Source organism: Sulfuricaulis limicola, assembly GCF_002355735.1.
GTDB lineage: Bacteria > Pseudomonadota > Gammaproteobacteria > Acidiferrobacterales > Sulfurifustaceae > Sulfuricaulis > Sulfuricaulis limicola.
Window position 1 is genome coordinate 579766 of record NZ_AP014879.1, and the last position, 14012, is coordinate 593777.

17 protein-coding genes are annotated in these 14012 nt (G+C 57.3%); 7 read left to right on the forward strand and 10 right to left on the reverse strand.

Translation table 11 applies throughout. From position 1 onward, the window contains the following. The first annotated feature begins 104 nt into the window (after positions 1-104). A complete protein-coding gene (locus SCL_RS02875; RefSeq protein WP_096359827.1) occupies positions 105-587 on the forward strand; it encodes a Crp/Fnr family transcriptional regulator in 483 nt (160 codons plus the stop codon). 78 nt (positions 588-665) lie between these two features. On the opposite strand, the gene dmeF is transcribed toward SCL_RS02875, so the two are convergent. From dmeF to SCL_RS02890, 3 genes are read right to left on the reverse strand one after another with little or no spacing between them, the layout of a single operon-like run. Then, positions 666-1610, reverse strand: a complete 945-nt coding sequence (dmeF, locus tag SCL_RS02880; RefSeq protein WP_096359828.1) for a CDF family Co(II)/Ni(II) efflux transporter DmeF — start codon at positions 1608-1610, stop codon at positions 666-668. Positions 1611-1627: 17 nt separating this feature from the next. Next, positions 1628-2587, reverse strand: a complete 960-nt coding sequence (locus SCL_RS02885; protein ID WP_172425895.1) for a class I SAM-dependent methyltransferase — start codon at positions 2585-2587, stop codon at positions 1628-1630. A 60-nt stretch (positions 2588-2647) separates the two neighbouring features. Beyond that, positions 2648-2908: a metal-sensing transcriptional repressor gene (locus SCL_RS02890; RefSeq protein WP_096359830.1), complete on the reverse strand. Its 261-nt coding sequence runs from the start codon at positions 2906-2908 to the stop codon at positions 2648-2650. 160 nt (positions 2909-3068) lie between these two features. On the opposite strand from SCL_RS02890, the gene SCL_RS02895 reads away from it, so the two are divergent. From SCL_RS02895 to SCL_RS02915, 5 genes are all read left to right on the forward strand, one after another. Then, on the forward strand, positions 3069-5123 hold the full coding sequence (locus SCL_RS02895) for a ferrous iron transporter B (protein WP_096359831.1): 2055 nt from the start codon (positions 3069-3071) through the stop codon (positions 5121-5123). Between the two features lie 84 nt (positions 5124-5207). Beyond that, positions 5208-5807, forward strand: a complete 600-nt coding sequence (locus SCL_RS02900; RefSeq protein ID WP_096359832.1) for a DUF502 domain-containing protein — start codon at positions 5208-5210, stop codon at positions 5805-5807. Between the two features lie 109 nt (positions 5808-5916). Beyond that, a complete protein-coding gene (locus SCL_RS02905; protein ID WP_096359833.1) occupies positions 5917-6195 on the forward strand; it encodes a type II toxin-antitoxin system RelE/ParE family toxin in 279 nt (92 codons plus the stop codon). Then, positions 6179-6493, forward strand: coding sequence for a HigA family addiction module antitoxin (locus SCL_RS02910; protein WP_096359834.1), 315 nt, complete (start codon positions 6179-6181; stop codon positions 6491-6493). The genes SCL_RS02905 and SCL_RS02910 overlap by 17 nt, the downstream gene beginning before the upstream one ends. Before the next feature lie 335 nt (positions 6494-6828). Continuing rightward, entirely contained in the window at positions 6829-7245 is a 417-nt protein-coding gene (locus tag SCL_RS02915; protein WP_172425896.1) for a DUF4279 domain-containing protein, read from the forward strand. 176 nt (positions 7246-7421) lie between these two features. Here the strand turns inward: SCL_RS02915 and SCL_RS14215 are convergent, their stop codons facing one another. From SCL_RS14215 to SCL_RS02945, 7 genes are all read right to left on the reverse strand, one after another. Next, a complete protein-coding gene (locus tag SCL_RS14215; protein ID WP_172425897.1) occupies positions 7422-7583 on the reverse strand; it encodes a hypothetical protein in 162 nt (53 codons plus the stop codon). A 122-nt stretch (positions 7584-7705) separates the two neighbouring features. Further along, positions 7706-8728 (reverse strand): tetratricopeptide repeat protein, encoded by a 1023-nt coding sequence (locus SCL_RS02920; protein WP_096359836.1) that lies wholly within the window; start codon positions 8726-8728, stop codon positions 7706-7708. Beyond that, entirely contained in the window at positions 8729-9235 is a 507-nt protein-coding gene (locus SCL_RS02925) for an FKBP-type peptidyl-prolyl cis-trans isomerase (protein WP_096359837.1), read from the reverse strand. It lies immediately after the preceding gene. A 32-nt stretch (positions 9236-9267) separates the two neighbouring features. After that, positions 9268-9618: a hypothetical protein gene (locus SCL_RS02930; protein WP_096361810.1), complete on the reverse strand. Its 351-nt coding sequence runs from the start codon at positions 9616-9618 to the stop codon at positions 9268-9270. 162 nt (positions 9619-9780) lie between these two features. Continuing rightward, entirely contained in the window at positions 9781-11646 is a 1866-nt protein-coding gene (gene aprA, locus SCL_RS02935; protein WP_096359838.1) for an adenylyl-sulfate reductase subunit alpha, read from the reverse strand. Then, positions 11646-12128 (reverse strand): adenylyl-sulfate reductase subunit beta, encoded by a 483-nt coding sequence (gene aprB / locus SCL_RS02940; RefSeq protein ID WP_096359839.1) that lies wholly within the window; start codon positions 12126-12128, stop codon positions 11646-11648. The genes aprA and aprB overlap by 1 nt, the downstream gene beginning before the upstream one ends. Before the next feature lie 37 nt (positions 12129-12165). Beyond that, on the reverse strand, positions 12166-13017 hold the full coding sequence (locus SCL_RS02945) for an adenylyl-sulfate reductase (protein WP_096359840.1): 852 nt from the start codon (positions 13015-13017) through the stop codon (positions 12166-12168). Between the two features lie 353 nt (positions 13018-13370). Between SCL_RS02945 and SCL_RS02950 the strand changes: the two genes are divergently transcribed. Next, complete coding sequence (locus SCL_RS02950; protein WP_096359841.1) at positions 13371-13976, forward strand: 2-hydroxychromene-2-carboxylate isomerase; 606 nt, start codon at positions 13371-13373, stop codon at positions 13974-13976. The last annotated feature ends 36 nt before the right edge of the window (positions 13977-14012 follow it).

Consider the following 14012-nt stretch of genomic DNA (forward strand, 5'->3'; position numbering starts at 1 on the left):
GGTCAATCTATCCCGGGACAGCGCGGCTAGAATAGTGCCACGGCACGCGTCGATCCGGGCAGTGCGACACGGCAACCGCTTTCCTGTTAACGGAGGACCTATCCATGAGCCAGCCAGTGCAAGCCGATCTCGTGCGCGCCTCCGCGCTGGGCGACGAACTCGACAAACCCGAGGCCGAGGCCCTGGCCGCCCTGATGGGCAGCCGCACGCTGAAAGACGGCGAGACGCTCGTGCGTGAAGGCGGTCCGGAACGCACCCTGTTCGTGCTGGTGGCGGGCCAGCTCGCCGTGAGCAATACCCGCGACGGCACCGAGCAGGTCGCCTACATGATGAACAAGGGCGAGTGCGCCGGCGCGCGCTCGTTCGTCGACGCCATGCCGCGCCGCACCACCCTGCGCGCCGTCGGTCCGGCCACGGTGTACACGCTCGCGCCCGACCGCTTCGAGACGCTCATCGCCACTCACCCGCGCATCGTCTACAAGGTCATGCGCGCGATGTTCCGCATCACGCACGCCAACCTGCTGCGCATGAACCAGGAGACGCAGCAGCTCACCGACTACGTGACCCGGACCCACGGGCGCTACTGAGTCGCCCGGGGTCCGCGAGAGAATCTGACCCGGCTTGCTGCCGCTTCAAACGCTCTTCGGCGTTGACCGGACGGCGCGCTAACAGTTTGTGCAGACGTGAATCTCGATGGTCGTATGCGCGATCTCCTCGTGTTCCGAGAGCCACTCGCGCACGCGAGCGGGGGTAAGACCGGTATCGTGCGTGACGAGGCTGATGGCGCAGGCGTACGATTGCTTGCCGACGCGCCAGACATGCAGGTCGGTAATATCCACATTGCCACGACCGGCGCCGGATTCGATCGCCCGGCGCACTTCCTCCACGACTGGATGGTCCATTTCGCGGTCCAGCAGCACCTTTCCGGTTTCCGTCAGCAGCTTCTTCGCCCACAACGCCACCAGCCCGGCGCCGACAATGCCCATGACCGGGTCGAGCCATGACCAGCCATAGAGCCAGCCGCCGGCCAGCGCGATGATCGCCAGCACCGAGGTGGCGGCGTCGGCGAGGACGTGCACGTAGGCGGATTTGAGATTCAGATCGTGGTGATGGTGGTCGGCGTGCCCGTGATGTTCATGCCCGCCGTGATCGTGGTGGGCGTTGCCGAGGATGACCGCGCATACGACGTTCACCGCGAGGCCGACGGCCGCGATGATCATGGCCTCGACATAGTGGATGGGTTGGGGCGACATCAGCCGTTCCACCGAGCCGACGACCATCATGACCACGACGCCGAGCAGGAAAATCGCGCTGGTATAACCTCCGAGCACTTCGATTTTCCACGGGCCGAAGGCGAAACGCGCGTCGCCGGCGTGACGGCGCGCGGCCGCATAGGCAAACGCGCTCAAGCCGATGGCGACCGCGTGCGAGCTCATGTGCCACCCGTCCGCCAGCAGCGCCATGGAGTTGTACCACCAGCCGGCGGCGATCTCGACGACCATCATGACGGCGGTGATCCACATCACCGCGCGCGTGCCGCGCTCCGCCGCGGGGTTGCCGGCATGAAACGCGTGATCGTGGGTCCAGCGGGAAAGATCGTGGGCAGGCATGGCTCGGCTCCGGGTTATCAGTCGCCCGCCAGCGCGGCTGACGCGGGTTTCTCCAGCAGCAGGAACCAGAATCCGTTGAAGTGGCCCTGGTCCCGTATCTGAAAGCCGGCGCGGTTTGTGAGCTGTTTCCACTCGCGCTTGCCGGTCAGGAAGAACGCCAGCACGCTGGCGATGGCGAACATCGCCCAGCCCGGCACCCACACGACCAGCAGGAAACGCCCGCCCGGTTTCAGGACGCGCCGCATTTCACTCAGCCCTTGGATAATTTGCGGCCCAAGATGATCCATGGCGTGAGCGCTGACGGCGCTGTCGAAGGTCCGGTCGGGGAATGGCAGTTGGGTGAGGTCGCCCTGTCTGATCTCCACGCGCTCGTCGAGCGCGGCCAGACGCAGGTTCCGTTCCAGCAGCGCGCGGCCGCCGCCTTCGATATAGTCGGAATCGAAGCGGTCGAGCGCGACGATGCGTCCTTTCTTCAGGGCGCGACCCAGGGCGACGGTCGTTCTTCCCGCGCCGCAACCGCCGTCGAGAACCAGATCGGACTCGCCCGACAGCAAATCGACCATCGGCAGAACGGCATGATCGGGCCGCGTCGATGACGCGGTGATCAGCGCCCCCGCGAAGAAACTCGCGGCGAGCAGGGTGAACAGGAACGCGAACGGCCACCAGGCGGGAGCGGCCGCGTACACCGCCACGGTGGCCGAGGCCATGACGAGCGCTGCAATCCAGGGTCCCAGCGTCCAGGCCGGCGCCCAGCCGAAATCGTATTTCGCGGCGTCATCGTTAGCGTTTCTACGCCGTGACCAGCGCCGGAAAATTCCCCGGCCCGCCATGACGTAAATCGAGGCGGCCAGCACGACCGCACCCACGAGGTGAAACCCCGCGAAAAGAAAAAGCACGTTCGAGACGGGCTTGAGGGAGGGGACGTAAACCATCAGCACGAGCCCCGCGATCACGCCGAGCGCGCCCACTAGCCACATATGACCGTGAGCGTGTTGGGGTGTCGGGTTGGTGCGTGGCGTCGACGGTTCCATACGGAGTTACAGGTATTTCGTGAGTTGTTTGAGTTCTTTCAGGCTGGACTTGCCGTCCGAACCCGTGCCGTCCTCGAGGCAATGCTCGATGTGATCGTGGATCAGCTCGCGTTTGGCGTTGCCGACGGCTTTTTCGACTGCGTGTAGTTGCTGCGCCAGGTCGAGGCAGCTTCGACCTTGCTCCAGCATGGTCACGATGCTGCGCAGGTGGCCGTCGACCCGCTTCAGTCGTTGGATGATCTTGGGATGGGATGCGTGTTTCTTCATGGCGGCATATCCTATCCAGGGGGATAGGATAAATCAAGGCCGCGCGCCAAGGCGCGGATAGCGCCAGCCAGGTCCCGGAAAAACAGTTCAAAATCGTCGAATCCACGGGCCCGCGGTTTTCCTGTTGCCGCGTGGCGTTTTGCGGAACAATAGGACCGCCATGAACAAGACCCGCCAGGTCGCGGCGATTCCGCTGCGCGAACCGCTCTACCGCGGCAAGCGGAGGCTGCGCATCGCGCTCGTGGGCATGCCCAACAGCGGCAAGAGCACGCTGTTCAACGCCGTTTCCAGCACCTCGATCCGCACCGGCGAGCTCGGCGGCACGCGCCGCGCCTACAACGAATGCGCGGTGCAGATCGGGCTGGACGAGGCGCGCGTGGTTGAGCTGCCGAGCATCCAGACGCTGCACGACCTGCCGCCCGACGACCTGGTGGCGCTGCAATACCTGCTGTGGGGTGACGAGCTGCCGCCGGTGAAGGTGCACGAACCCGGCGCTCCGCCGGCCCCGTTTGCCCCGCCCGATGTGATCATTCAGGTCATGGACGCGACCGCGCTGGCGCGGCATCTGGAACTCACCCTGGAACTCAGTCAGCTCGGACGGCCGATGGTGATCGCGCTCAACATGATGGACGAGGCCTGGAAGAAGGGACTGCACATCAAGCCCGCGGCCTTGAGCCGGCAATTGGGCATCCCGGTGGTGCCGACGGTTGCGCTGATGGGGCAGGGCATCGCGAAGCTGTTCAAGACCGCCGTCGAGGCGGTGCGCGGGAAGGCCTGTCCGCTGCCGCATCCGGCGAGCAAGCACCTCTGCGAAAAACTCCAGCCCCTGAGCCAGGCGCTCAACCGCCCGGAGATCCAGACGGCGTTCCGCGTGCCGCACCCGCTGCTGGTCATGCAACTGGCGCAGAACGACAGCTACTTCCGCGCCGAGATGCAGCAGCACTTTCCCGAGCTGCTGCCGCAACTGATGCAGTTGCGCAGTGCGGCCGAGCAAGCCCTGCCGCGCCCGCTCGCCGAGGAACTGCACGCCGACCGGCATCACCGCGCCGCCATGCTGGTTGAGTCGGTAACCCGCCTCGGCGCGCCGCACCCGGGCCGCGGCTGGCGCTACTGGCTCGACGAACTGTTCCTGCATCCGCAGTGGGGCCTGCTCGGGAGCCTCGCGGTGTTCGCCGTGGTGCTGTTCGTGGTGTTCGAGGTCAGCGTCTGGATCGACTCCGTGACCTCGGCCAGGCTGGTCGAGTGGATTTCGCCATGGCAGCCGCAATCGACCGGCGGCGTGATCGGGCGCGCGGTGGCGGACGGTCTCATCGGCCTCATCGGCATCGTCGTGCCGTACATGATCCCGCTGGTGCTGCTGCTGGTGGCGCTGGAGGAGTCCGGGATCATGCAGCGCATCGCCTTTGTCGTGGACCGCGGCTTCCATCACCTCGGCCTGCACGGCGGCGTCGCCGTGCCGTTCCTGACCGGGCTCGGCTGCAACGTGCCGGCGCTTTCCGCGGCGTCCCGCGTCACCCGCGGCCGCGAACGCCTCATCGCCTCGCTGCTGATCACCTTTGTGCCATGCTCGGCGCGCTCCGCCATCATCCTCGCGATCGCCGGCAAATATCTCGGTGGGCTCGGCGTGTTCGCGATCTTCCTGCTGAGCATGATCGTAATCGCGCTGCTGGGGAAGTTTCTCACGCGCCGTTATCCCGAGAGCGGCCCCGGTCAGGTGCAGGAGATTCCTTCCTACGCGCTGCCGCGACTCGCCACGCTGCTGCCCGCGACCTGGGAGCGCACCCGCGACATTCTCACCATCGTGACGCCGCTGCTGGTCGGCGGCAGCGTGGTGCTGGCGTTGCTGTCGCATGTGGGCGCCGACGACGCCATCAATACCGCGTTCACGCCGATCACCGTCTGGTGGCTCGGCCTGCCGGCGCTGCTCGGCGTGCCGATCCTGTTCGGCGTGCTGCGCAAGGAGCTGTCGCTGCTGATGGTGTACCAGGCGCTTGGTACCTTCGACATCGGCGCGCACCTGGACTGGGTGCAGATCATGACGTTTCTGATTTTTCTCACTTTCTACTTTCCGTGTGTGTCGACCTTCGCGGTGATGCTCAAGACCATCGGCCGCCGCCAGGCGCTGGCGTCGGTGTCGCTGTCGATCGGCGTGGCGCTGGTGGTTAGCGGGATCGTCCGGTGGGTGCTGGTCGGGGTGCAGCAGGTCGGCGCCTGACCCGGGATGATGTTTTTGTCTGTCATTCCCGCGCAGGCGGGAATCCAGTAAAGTGCAGGCAACAGCGTCAGCAGAGGACATCCCATGAAAAAAATCACTCGCACCTTCCTCACCGGCCTCGCCGTGACACTGCCGGTGGTATTGACTCTCTATCTCCTGGTCTGGGTGACGCTCACGATCGAGCGCGTCCTGGACAAGGTGTTGCACCTCGTGTTGCCGGAGGCGGTCTTTGTCCCCGGCCTCGGCCTGGTTCTGGGCGTGGTGCTGATATTCTTCGTGGGCCTGCTGATGCGCACCTGGGCCGCGCGCAATATCTTTGCCTGGACCGAGAAGCAGATGTACCGGGTGCCGGTGGTCAAGACGGTCTACGGGGCGCTGCGCGACTTTACTGTTTTCCTGTCGCGGCCACAGAAGCAGGGCCCGCAGCAGGTGGTGCTGGTGCGCTTCGGCAACACCGACCTGCGCGTCATGGGCTTCGTCACGCGCGATGATCTCGCCGGCCTGCCGCCAAATATGAGTGAACCCGGGATGATCCTGGTGTACCTGCCCATGAGCTATCAGGTCGGTGGCTACACCGTGCTGGTCCCGCGCGCGGCGGTGCAGCCGCTGGACATGTCGTTCGAGGAGGCCATGCGCTTTACCCTGACGGCGGGGCTCAGCGTTCCGGCCGCGAAAAGCAGTTGAACCCGGTTTCTTTAATTTCTGATTTTCCGGGTTTCACGGCTGACTGATAAATAAGGCTGTAACCCGTAAGGTTGCAGCCTGTTACCGCATAGGTTACGCTTGTGGGTACATGATCAAGAGCTTCCGGCACAAGGGCCTGGCGGACCTGTTCCACACCGGCAACGCCCGCAAGGTTCAGGCCAAGCACGTGAAGCGCCTGCGGCTGATCTTGACCATGCTCAACGCCGCCACCCAGGCACGGCAGATGGATGCCCCGGGGTTGCGGCTGCACCCCCTCAAGGGCAAGCCGGAAGGCCGCTGGGCGGTGGACGTGGATGAAAATTACCGCGTGATCTTCCGTTTCCAGGAAGGCCACGCCTGCGAGGTGGACTATGGCGACTATCACTGAGAAGGCTTCGCGCATGCACAACCCCGCGCACCCGGGCGAAATTCTGCGGGAGATGTACCTGAAGCCCCTGAATATTACGGTCACTCAGGCCGCCAAGGCGCTGGGCGTCAGTCGCAAGCACGTCTCGGCCATCGTGAATGGCCGCGCGCCGGTGACGCCGGACATGGCGCTGCGCCTGGCTTCGGCCTTCGCCACTGAGCCCGAGCTGTGGGTGAACATGCAGGCGCAGTACGACCTGTGGGCGGTGAGCCGGCAGGCACGGCCGAAAGTGAAGGTGCTGGTGAAGAAAGCGGCCTGAAAGACATTGTATTTGCGGGAGGCGGCGACACCGCGCTGATCCCGCGCGCCGCGGTGCAGCCGGTGGACATGTCGTTCGAGGAGGCCATGCGCTTTACCCTGACGGCGGGGCTCAGCGTTCCGGCCGCCAAGGGCGTGCAGGAATAATCGAGCCCGGCCGTTTCAAGCAACGCCTTTTATTTTATGATGTGGCGCGCGGGCAACTTTTCCATGTGCCATTCACCGGTTTTCGCATAGTACCGTGAGCCGGTGAACACGTGCCAGAATAATCACACAAGTAACAACTGGCATTACTGTTAACTGTTATGTCCACAAACAAATAATGAGGGTAAAACTTTGGCAAGTAATGAAGCGCGGGCCCACTTCACATTGGCGGGCTATCATTTCAATCCCGACCACGTGACACAGCATCTTGGTATACAGCCCACCTCGATCGATGCTTCCGGTGCCAACAGTGAGATGAACAAGCCGGTGCTGAGCTCTTGGGAGTTGTCGACCGAGACGGTTACCGACGATATCGACGTTTACAAGTTGACGGACGAGCTGATCAAGCAAATCGAACCGGCGAAGGACAAGATCCTGGAAATCTGTAAAAGCCATAACCTGTCACCGAGGATCGGTGTGGTCCTGGTTTTGTCCGTTGATAAAAAAGAATCAGCGCCCGATGTCGGTTTCGGTGCCAGAACGATTCGCTTCCTGGCAGATATTGGTGCATTTATTAATGTGGATTACCGGCTTTCCAAGCGTATTTAAGCTTTAAATTAAATTAGCATGTGTCTGCTGTCACTTGCTAGTACTCGGTGTACAAGTGGCTTAGCCGTATTCAATTTTTCGGATATAAATAAAGCACGCTATAAAAGCGTGCATATCACAAACTAAATCTGCCTTGAGTTGCCGCGCGGCCTTGCCGGTGCGCGCGGCTGACTGACTCAGGGCTTCTTGGGGGTTTTGTAGGGCACTTCTTTCTGGAAAGGTTCCCAGGTGGTTTTATAGCCGACGAAGCCCTTTGCATTAGGCGCTTGTTGAGTCGTTTTCACAAAACGTGATTTGCCCTCGGGAACCTTGGGCCGGGTTTTAGGTGCATCGCTCATAATCATTACTCCTGAATGGTTGAAACGGGAAGAGTGTAAACAGGTATGTCAGTCCCTCCCACTTAACTGACGTCAATAACAAAATCCAGCGCTCTCCGATTTTCCTCAATCATCTGCTAGAGCTAATGGCAAGTGCTAGCGCACTTTGCCTTGTGAATTTGCTCCTCGCAATGCTTTAAACACAGCGGTTGAAGGGCGTGCGGAAAACATTCGATAATCATTTCAAACTCATCGGCCACTTCGTGGGCAAGTGTAGTGTCTTTTGTTAACTCAGCCAGTACACTTCGTACAGTAGACCTGTTTACCCTGCAGAGTACGGCCAGATGAATGGGGAGCTGCTGCTCCAGGCATACTGTCAACGCCGTCTCGTAAGATCTTATTGCCTCTTCCAGGCGATCCGGGTTTTCTTCTGATTCACCCAAATGTTGCAGTACCGCACCACAGTTATTGTGCGCAGCGGCTAATTCGAAAGCGTAATTATCGGCATCGAGCACGGCCAGTGCATTTTTGTACGCGACAACGGACTTTTGAAAAGTACGGTTACCTTTCAGAAGTTTGCCGTGCGCATGGAAAGTGGCGCCAAGTTGATGCATGGCGGATGCCCATTTTTCAGGGGTCTCTTTTCGGGACCATTCCAATAATGCATTTGTATAAGCATCGATGGCTGCTTTCAATAATTTCGCGCCATCCATCTGCCGGCCCAGGGCTTGCATCGCCGTTCCCAGGTTATATTGGGTGGCGGCCCAGTCGAGGGGCGACTTTTCCCGGTTATACTCATCCAGCGCGTTGTTAAAACACTGAATGGCCTTTTCATACAACGAAGCGTCTCTCTGCTGTTGCCCCTGCGCCGCCAGAATATTTCCCAGACTGTTCTGAGTCTCCGCCCAGGCGGATGGCTCCTGGTGGCGATATTCGTCTGTCAGCGAAATTTCAAGTGCCTCACGCACGCTGTCAAGAATATTGGAGCTGAAACGGTGCTGTTCATAATTTCCCCGCGTGTAAAGAAAATTATCGGCGACGGTTACCTGGGTATCCGGCGCAGCCGCTTCAACCCACTCGTCACCCAGCCTGCCGATAGAATTGGCTAAAGCATGTTCCAAGGCCTTATTGTGCGGGTAAAACAGGTAAGTCTGAGAGAGCTTCATTTATGTCCGGTTCATAATTTCATTTATGTCCGGGTCGGCGCCAACCGCTCCACCAAGTTCGATTTCTTCATCGGTAGCGTCACGTATAGTCAAGACCTCCAACCTGAATACTACTTCTCTGCCACACAATGGATTATTTCCGTCGACGGTTAATGTTTTGTCATCGAATCGGGTAACGATAAAGTTTCTGGGCTCACCCTTTTCATTTTCCATGGTGATGGTCATGCCAATTTCCCGATATTCCTCTGGAACATTGTCGATATGATCGGTAAACACCAGCGACTCGTCTCTCTCGCCGTATAACAATTTTGTGTCGACCGGTACTTCAATGACATCACCCACTTTTTTGCCATCCAGTTCTTTTGTCACCTGTTCAGACAGAACATCATTAACGCCATGAACATATCCCAGAGGATAATCAACGGTAACCAGCACGTCACCGGTTTTTTGATCGATGACCTTATAATTTAATTCAACGAATTTTTCGTTTTGTATTGTGTCTGACATAACTCGAAAAGCCTATTATAGATAAAGCTGTCTTAAAACAGCGTAGCGCCAAAGATTTTTACCTGGTCCTTTTCATAACCCAGCACCAGTCTGCCCAGCCATTCGCCTTTATCCTTGGTATTAGGCTGTTTATAGAGAACCGTTACATATTCACCACGACGTATGATGCCGAGATATTTGTAATCGGTTGACAAGTTTTTCGCCAGATCGCTTCTGGCAAACTGCTTGCCCATCTCGATTTCATTAGCGCCCATTTTCATCGCCGTTGAGAAATTCCGGGTGAATGCACCGTAGTTTTTTTCATTCGAGTATTTAACCAGATCGGCCCACATGGGGTGCGCCAGCGCTAAAATCTCTTCATCTGTTTTTTCAGTAATGTTCATCATTCAATTCTTCATTTAAAACACAGCAGGTATTTCAGGGTTATCCATCGATATTGGCTGCACACCACCAAGAAAAAAAAGGCCAACATATAAAAATGTTGGCCTTTTCTCATGCAAATAAATTTACATGGCTTGTATGATCAAGCGCTTATTGGCTTAGCCCTATTTATCACTGACCAAGTGGTAAAGAGGCGCTTTTTCCATGGTGTATTCACCCGTTTTGCGATCACGCTGAGAAACTGTCAGTACGTGCCAGTTTTTATCATCCAGTTTCATCGCATCACCACGGTAGTAGTAACCAGGCCAACGCGTTTCCTTACGGAACAAAGTATGTTGGAACACACTTTCAGAAGTACGCACACGGTGATGCAATTCCCACGCACGCAACAGCTCGTGGATATCGCTAGCCGCAATCTTCTCCATGTCTTCCTCAAGGCTTTTAAGCTTCTTGAGACCGATTTGGAGAAGTTTTTCGTTGGTCATGTAGTTGACACCAAAACCACCACAATACTCATCCATCAGTTTCTGCAAACGATCCAGACCCTGTCTTGGATTGATGAAGTTTGGATTGACTGAACCACCAACGACTTCATTGCTGTAAACCCGGTAGGTTTCCAGCGGCTTGTAGATCTTCTTTTTCAGATTGGCAATCTGCTCGTCCGAAACTCGAATGCCTTCGGCCTTGCCATCGTCAATATATTTACAGGCCGCTTTGGCCGCCAGACGGCCTTCCGTGAAAGAGCCTGATGAGAAGGCGTGCGGTGTACCACCTACGGCATCACCCGCACCAAACAGACCTTCGACGGTGGTCATACGGTTGTAACCCCAGTAGTACTCCGGAGGGGAAACATCTTCCGGACCTGAGCACCATGCACCGCAACCGGTGGCATGCGAACCCATGACGTAGGGCTCGGAAGTGGTTAATTCCGGGTTTTCGTATTTCGGATCAACGTCCGTGGCTGCCCAAAGCACCGCTTGACCAACGGTCATGCCGAGGAAGTTGTGCCAGCCGATCTCTTCAAGATGAGGATCCTGGAAGGCTTCCATGGTCACCATGTGAATAGGACCGCGACCGGCATTCACCTCGGAGATAAAGGCGTGGTTACGTAAACAGGTCGGTATGGGTTTGTGGGACAAGTGCTGTCCTTCCGTGTCCAGGTATTCTTTACCGACCATTTCCGCCAGAGCCGGGAACCACTTGGATTCATATTCTTCGCCCAGGCCGTTTTGGGTATAAGTCTTGAGGTGCAGGAAGTAGGCACCGACTGGACCGTAACCATCCTTGAATCGAGCCAGTACGATACGGTTTTCCATCTGAGTCATCTTCGCGCCTGCTTCGATCATCAGACCATACGCCGATCCCGATGACCACGGTGCGTACCAGACTCGACCGGCACCTTCACCGACGGAACGCGGCTTGAAGATATTGGAAGCGCCACCGGCGCCACAGATAACGGTCTTGGACTTGAATACGTGGTAGTTACCCGTACGAACATTGAATCCAACAGCACCCGCGACGCGGTTCTCTTTGGAATCATCCATTAGCAGATGAGTTACACAGACACGGTTGAATACCTTGTCTGCTGATTTCTTCGCTGCTTCGGCAACAATCGGCTTGTAGGATTCACCATGAATCATGATCTGCCATCGCCCTTCCCGCATGTAAGTACCCTTCTTAGGGTCTTTCATCAACGGCAGTCCCCACTCTTCAAACAGGTGAACAGAGGAGTCAACGTGACGCGCCATATCAAAGGCCAGATCCTCGCGCACCATGCCCATCAGATCCATGCGAGCATAACGGACGTGATCTTCCGGATTGTTTTCGCCGAAACGGGTACCCATGTAACAGTTGATCGCGTACAAGCCCTGGGCTACCGCGCCGGAACGATCAATGTTGGCTTTCTCGGCAATGACGATTTTTTTGTCCTTGCCCCAATATCTGGCTTCAAATGCAGCACCGGTGCCACCGAGGCCCGCACCGACGACCAGAATATCGATGTTGTCTTCAATAATTGTCTTGTAGCCCATTAGTAGTACACCCCTTCTTTAAGCTTCAAGCCAGCTGTTTTCAGCGAACGTAAATCTCCGTCATCCAGGCGGATGTACTTAGGCTCGTTAAACAATAGCTCGCTGTCGCGCATTGCCTGGCTTGGAGCAGGTATCTCTGCAAATTTTGGAAACGCCGTGCCCCACGGTTTTGTCGTGATAGGCGCCAACAGTTCCATGTCTTTTTTGCCGTTGCGGAACTTGATGCGCCAGGCAATCGTGCCTTTTTCCTCATCACGATGCACTCGTACCGAGTGGCCCAGTGGAGCGAAATCGGCATAACCACGCACATCAATGGCGTGGTGCGGGCAGGCTTTTACGCAGGAATAACATTCCCAACACATGTTGGGCTCAATGTTGTAGGCACGACGAAGCGTTTTATCAATGTGCATGATGTCAGATGGGCAGATATCAACGCACTGTCCACAACCATCACAACGAGTCATATATACGAAAGTTGGCATAATGTTCTCTCTTACTTATGTAATAGTTAAATGAATGCTAATAGTGGTCTGCTGACTCACGCTTGATACCATGCCCCATGTAGGCCGGGTTCTTGCCCATGTATTCCGGGATATCCGGGAATTTTGCTTGTACTGCAGGATCCGTCAGATCGTATTCTGCGGGCAGATTTTCTCTTGAACCATCTGCACGGGTAACACGCTTTTGAAAAGCGGCGGCAGGCTTAAAGAACATGTGCGCGAATTTCGACCACAGTACGCTGCCAAAAAGTGTCGTGCTCGAGATGATGAACAGAACGAAGAACAGGGTTGACCATCCGGCAACACCATTTGACTGTGTAAAGGACCAGGCCAAGGCGAATGTCGCAGTAGTGAGCAGCGAGACGATAAATAAATCTGCGCGTTCAAAGCGCCACCACGTCAGGCCTTCTGCTGAGACATCAACCCGGATAAAGAACCAGAACCAGTAACCACCCAGACAGAGCATTATTGCGCCGATATGCCAGAGTTGTGGCAGGATGGAAGGTGCCGGAGTGGCTGGGGTTGGATAACCGAAAATCATGATCGCGGTCGTCGCGACGAAAATAACGAAGCCATACATGGTCAGCAGATGGGAAAGTCGGCGCCTTACGTTGCAGAATTCACCAGACGTTAACACTTCGTTTGCCAGAACTTTAACTGCAATCGAAGTTTTTTCTCCGATGCCCACGCTACGTTTTGCGCTCTTCTTCGCTTTTTTCGCATTTTCGAAAAAGTACTGAGCGCTCTTCTTGTGCATCATGTCGAGCATGGTTCCGCCTACCACCAGCAGGACCATCAAAATGATATACCCCTGCATGACGGCAACGGGTATTTGTGCCGAAAGTTCGGCAAAGGGATTGCTCATAAACATTAGAATATCCTCTTAACTGTCTACGATTAAATTTTTGTGCTGCCCTGCGCCGGTATGAGGCAGTTCTTTTTGCGATGACGGCCAAAGCATAACAGTCGAAATGTTGCCATTACAACCATGTCAATATTGGGAGTTTTGGATGAATAAACGTTCACTTCGCTGGCTTCGCAAGGGTAATGCACGGTCACGGGCGGCTATTCGCCTTCGGACCCGCTGGTTTACGCGGTCATCGGCGCGGGCAGCGCGTTCCGCCGCCAGGGAAGGTAGGCGGTGAAAAGAATTTGGGTTTATTAATCACTCCGAATTAGTATTCGGACCGGGGCAAGCCGTTGAACAGTGGGGGAGGAGTTTCGATGGCCATGGAGTTCTGGTTCGAATTCGCCAGCACCTATTCTTATCCGGCCGCGTTGCGCATCGAGGCGCTGGCCCGGTCGCAAGGCGTGCCCATCGTTTGGAAGCCGTTTCTGCTGGGCCCGATTTTCCGCACGCTGGGCTGGAGCGATTCCCCCTTCAATCTCCAGCCTGTAAAAGGACGCTACATGTGGCGCGACCTGGAGCGCATCTGCGCGGAGCTGGCTATCCCGTTCCGCCGCCCCTCGCAGTTCCCGCGCAACGGCCTGCTCGCGGCGCGCATTGCCTGCTGGTTTGAGGGGAAGCCCTGGGTTCCGGAGTTTGTGCGCTCCGTGTACCGGGCGAATTTCGCCGAAGATCTGGATATTTCAAACGCCCCGTTGCTGGAGAGCTATCTCGACAGCCTGGGCCAGCCCGGCGCCGCCCTGATCCAGCAGGCGCAGTCACCCGAGAGCAAAGAGAAACTCCGCGCCCAGACCGAGCGCGCCGTGGCGCTCGGGATCTTCGGGGCGCCGATGTTCGTGGTCGGCCCGGAACTGTTCTGGGGAAATGACCGGCTGGAGGCGGCTTTAGCGTGGTACAAGTCTCATCCACAAGCGGAACATTGACCGCGTTCTCAGCAATTCCGCCGCCAAGGGCGCATG

Coding starts and splice junctions, on each gene's coding strand:
- SCL_RS02885 (WP_172425895.1), bottom strand. CDS start 2,587: ATGTGGCTAGTGGGCGCGCTCGGCGTGATCGCGGGGCTCGTGCTGATG.
- SCL_RS02905 (WP_096359833.1), top strand. CDS start 5,917: ATGATCAAGAGCTTCCGGCACAAGGGCCTGGCGGACCTGTTCCACACC.
- SCL_RS02925 (WP_096359837.1), bottom strand. CDS start 9,235: ATGTCAGACACAATACAAAACGAAAAATTCGTTGAATTAAATTATAAG.
- SCL_RS02890 (WP_096359830.1), bottom strand. CDS start 2,908: ATGAAGAAACACGCATCCCATCCCAAGATCATCCAACGACTGAAGCGG.
- SCL_RS02910 (WP_096359834.1), top strand. CDS start 6,179: ATGGCGACTATCACTGAGAAGGCTTCGCGCATGCACAACCCCGCGCAC.
- SCL_RS02875 (WP_096359827.1), top strand. CDS start 105: ATGAGCCAGCCAGTGCAAGCCGATCTCGTGCGCGCCTCCGCGCTGGGC.
- SCL_RS02950 (WP_096359841.1), top strand. CDS start 13,371: ATGGCCATGGAGTTCTGGTTCGAATTCGCCAGCACCTATTCTTATCCG.
- SCL_RS02930 (WP_096361810.1), bottom strand. CDS start 9,618: ATGAACATTACTGAAAAAACAGATGAAGAGATTTTAGCGCTGGCGCAC.
- SCL_RS02895 (WP_096359831.1), top strand. CDS start 3,069: ATGAACAAGACCCGCCAGGTCGCGGCGATTCCGCTGCGCGAACCGCTC.
- dmeF (WP_096359828.1), bottom strand. CDS start 1,610: ATGCCTGCCCACGATCTTTCCCGCTGGACCCACGATCACGCGTTTCAT.
- aprB (WP_096359839.1), bottom strand. CDS start 12,128: ATGCCAACTTTCGTATATATGACTCGTTGTGATGGTTGTGGACAGTGC.
- SCL_RS02945 (WP_096359840.1), bottom strand. CDS start 13,017: ATGTTTATGAGCAATCCCTTTGCCGAACTTTCGGCACAAATACCCGTT.
- SCL_RS14215 (WP_172425897.1), bottom strand. CDS start 7,583: ATGAGCGATGCACCTAAAACCCGGCCCAAGGTTCCCGAGGGCAAATCA.
- aprA (WP_096359838.1), bottom strand. CDS start 11,646: ATGGGCTACAAGACAATTATTGAAGACAACATCGATATTCTGGTCGTC.
- SCL_RS02900 (WP_096359832.1), top strand. CDS start 5,208: ATGAAAAAAATCACTCGCACCTTCCTCACCGGCCTCGCCGTGACACTG.
- SCL_RS02920 (WP_096359836.1), bottom strand. CDS start 8,728: ATGAAGCTCTCTCAGACTTACCTGTTTTACCCGCACAATAAGGCCTTG.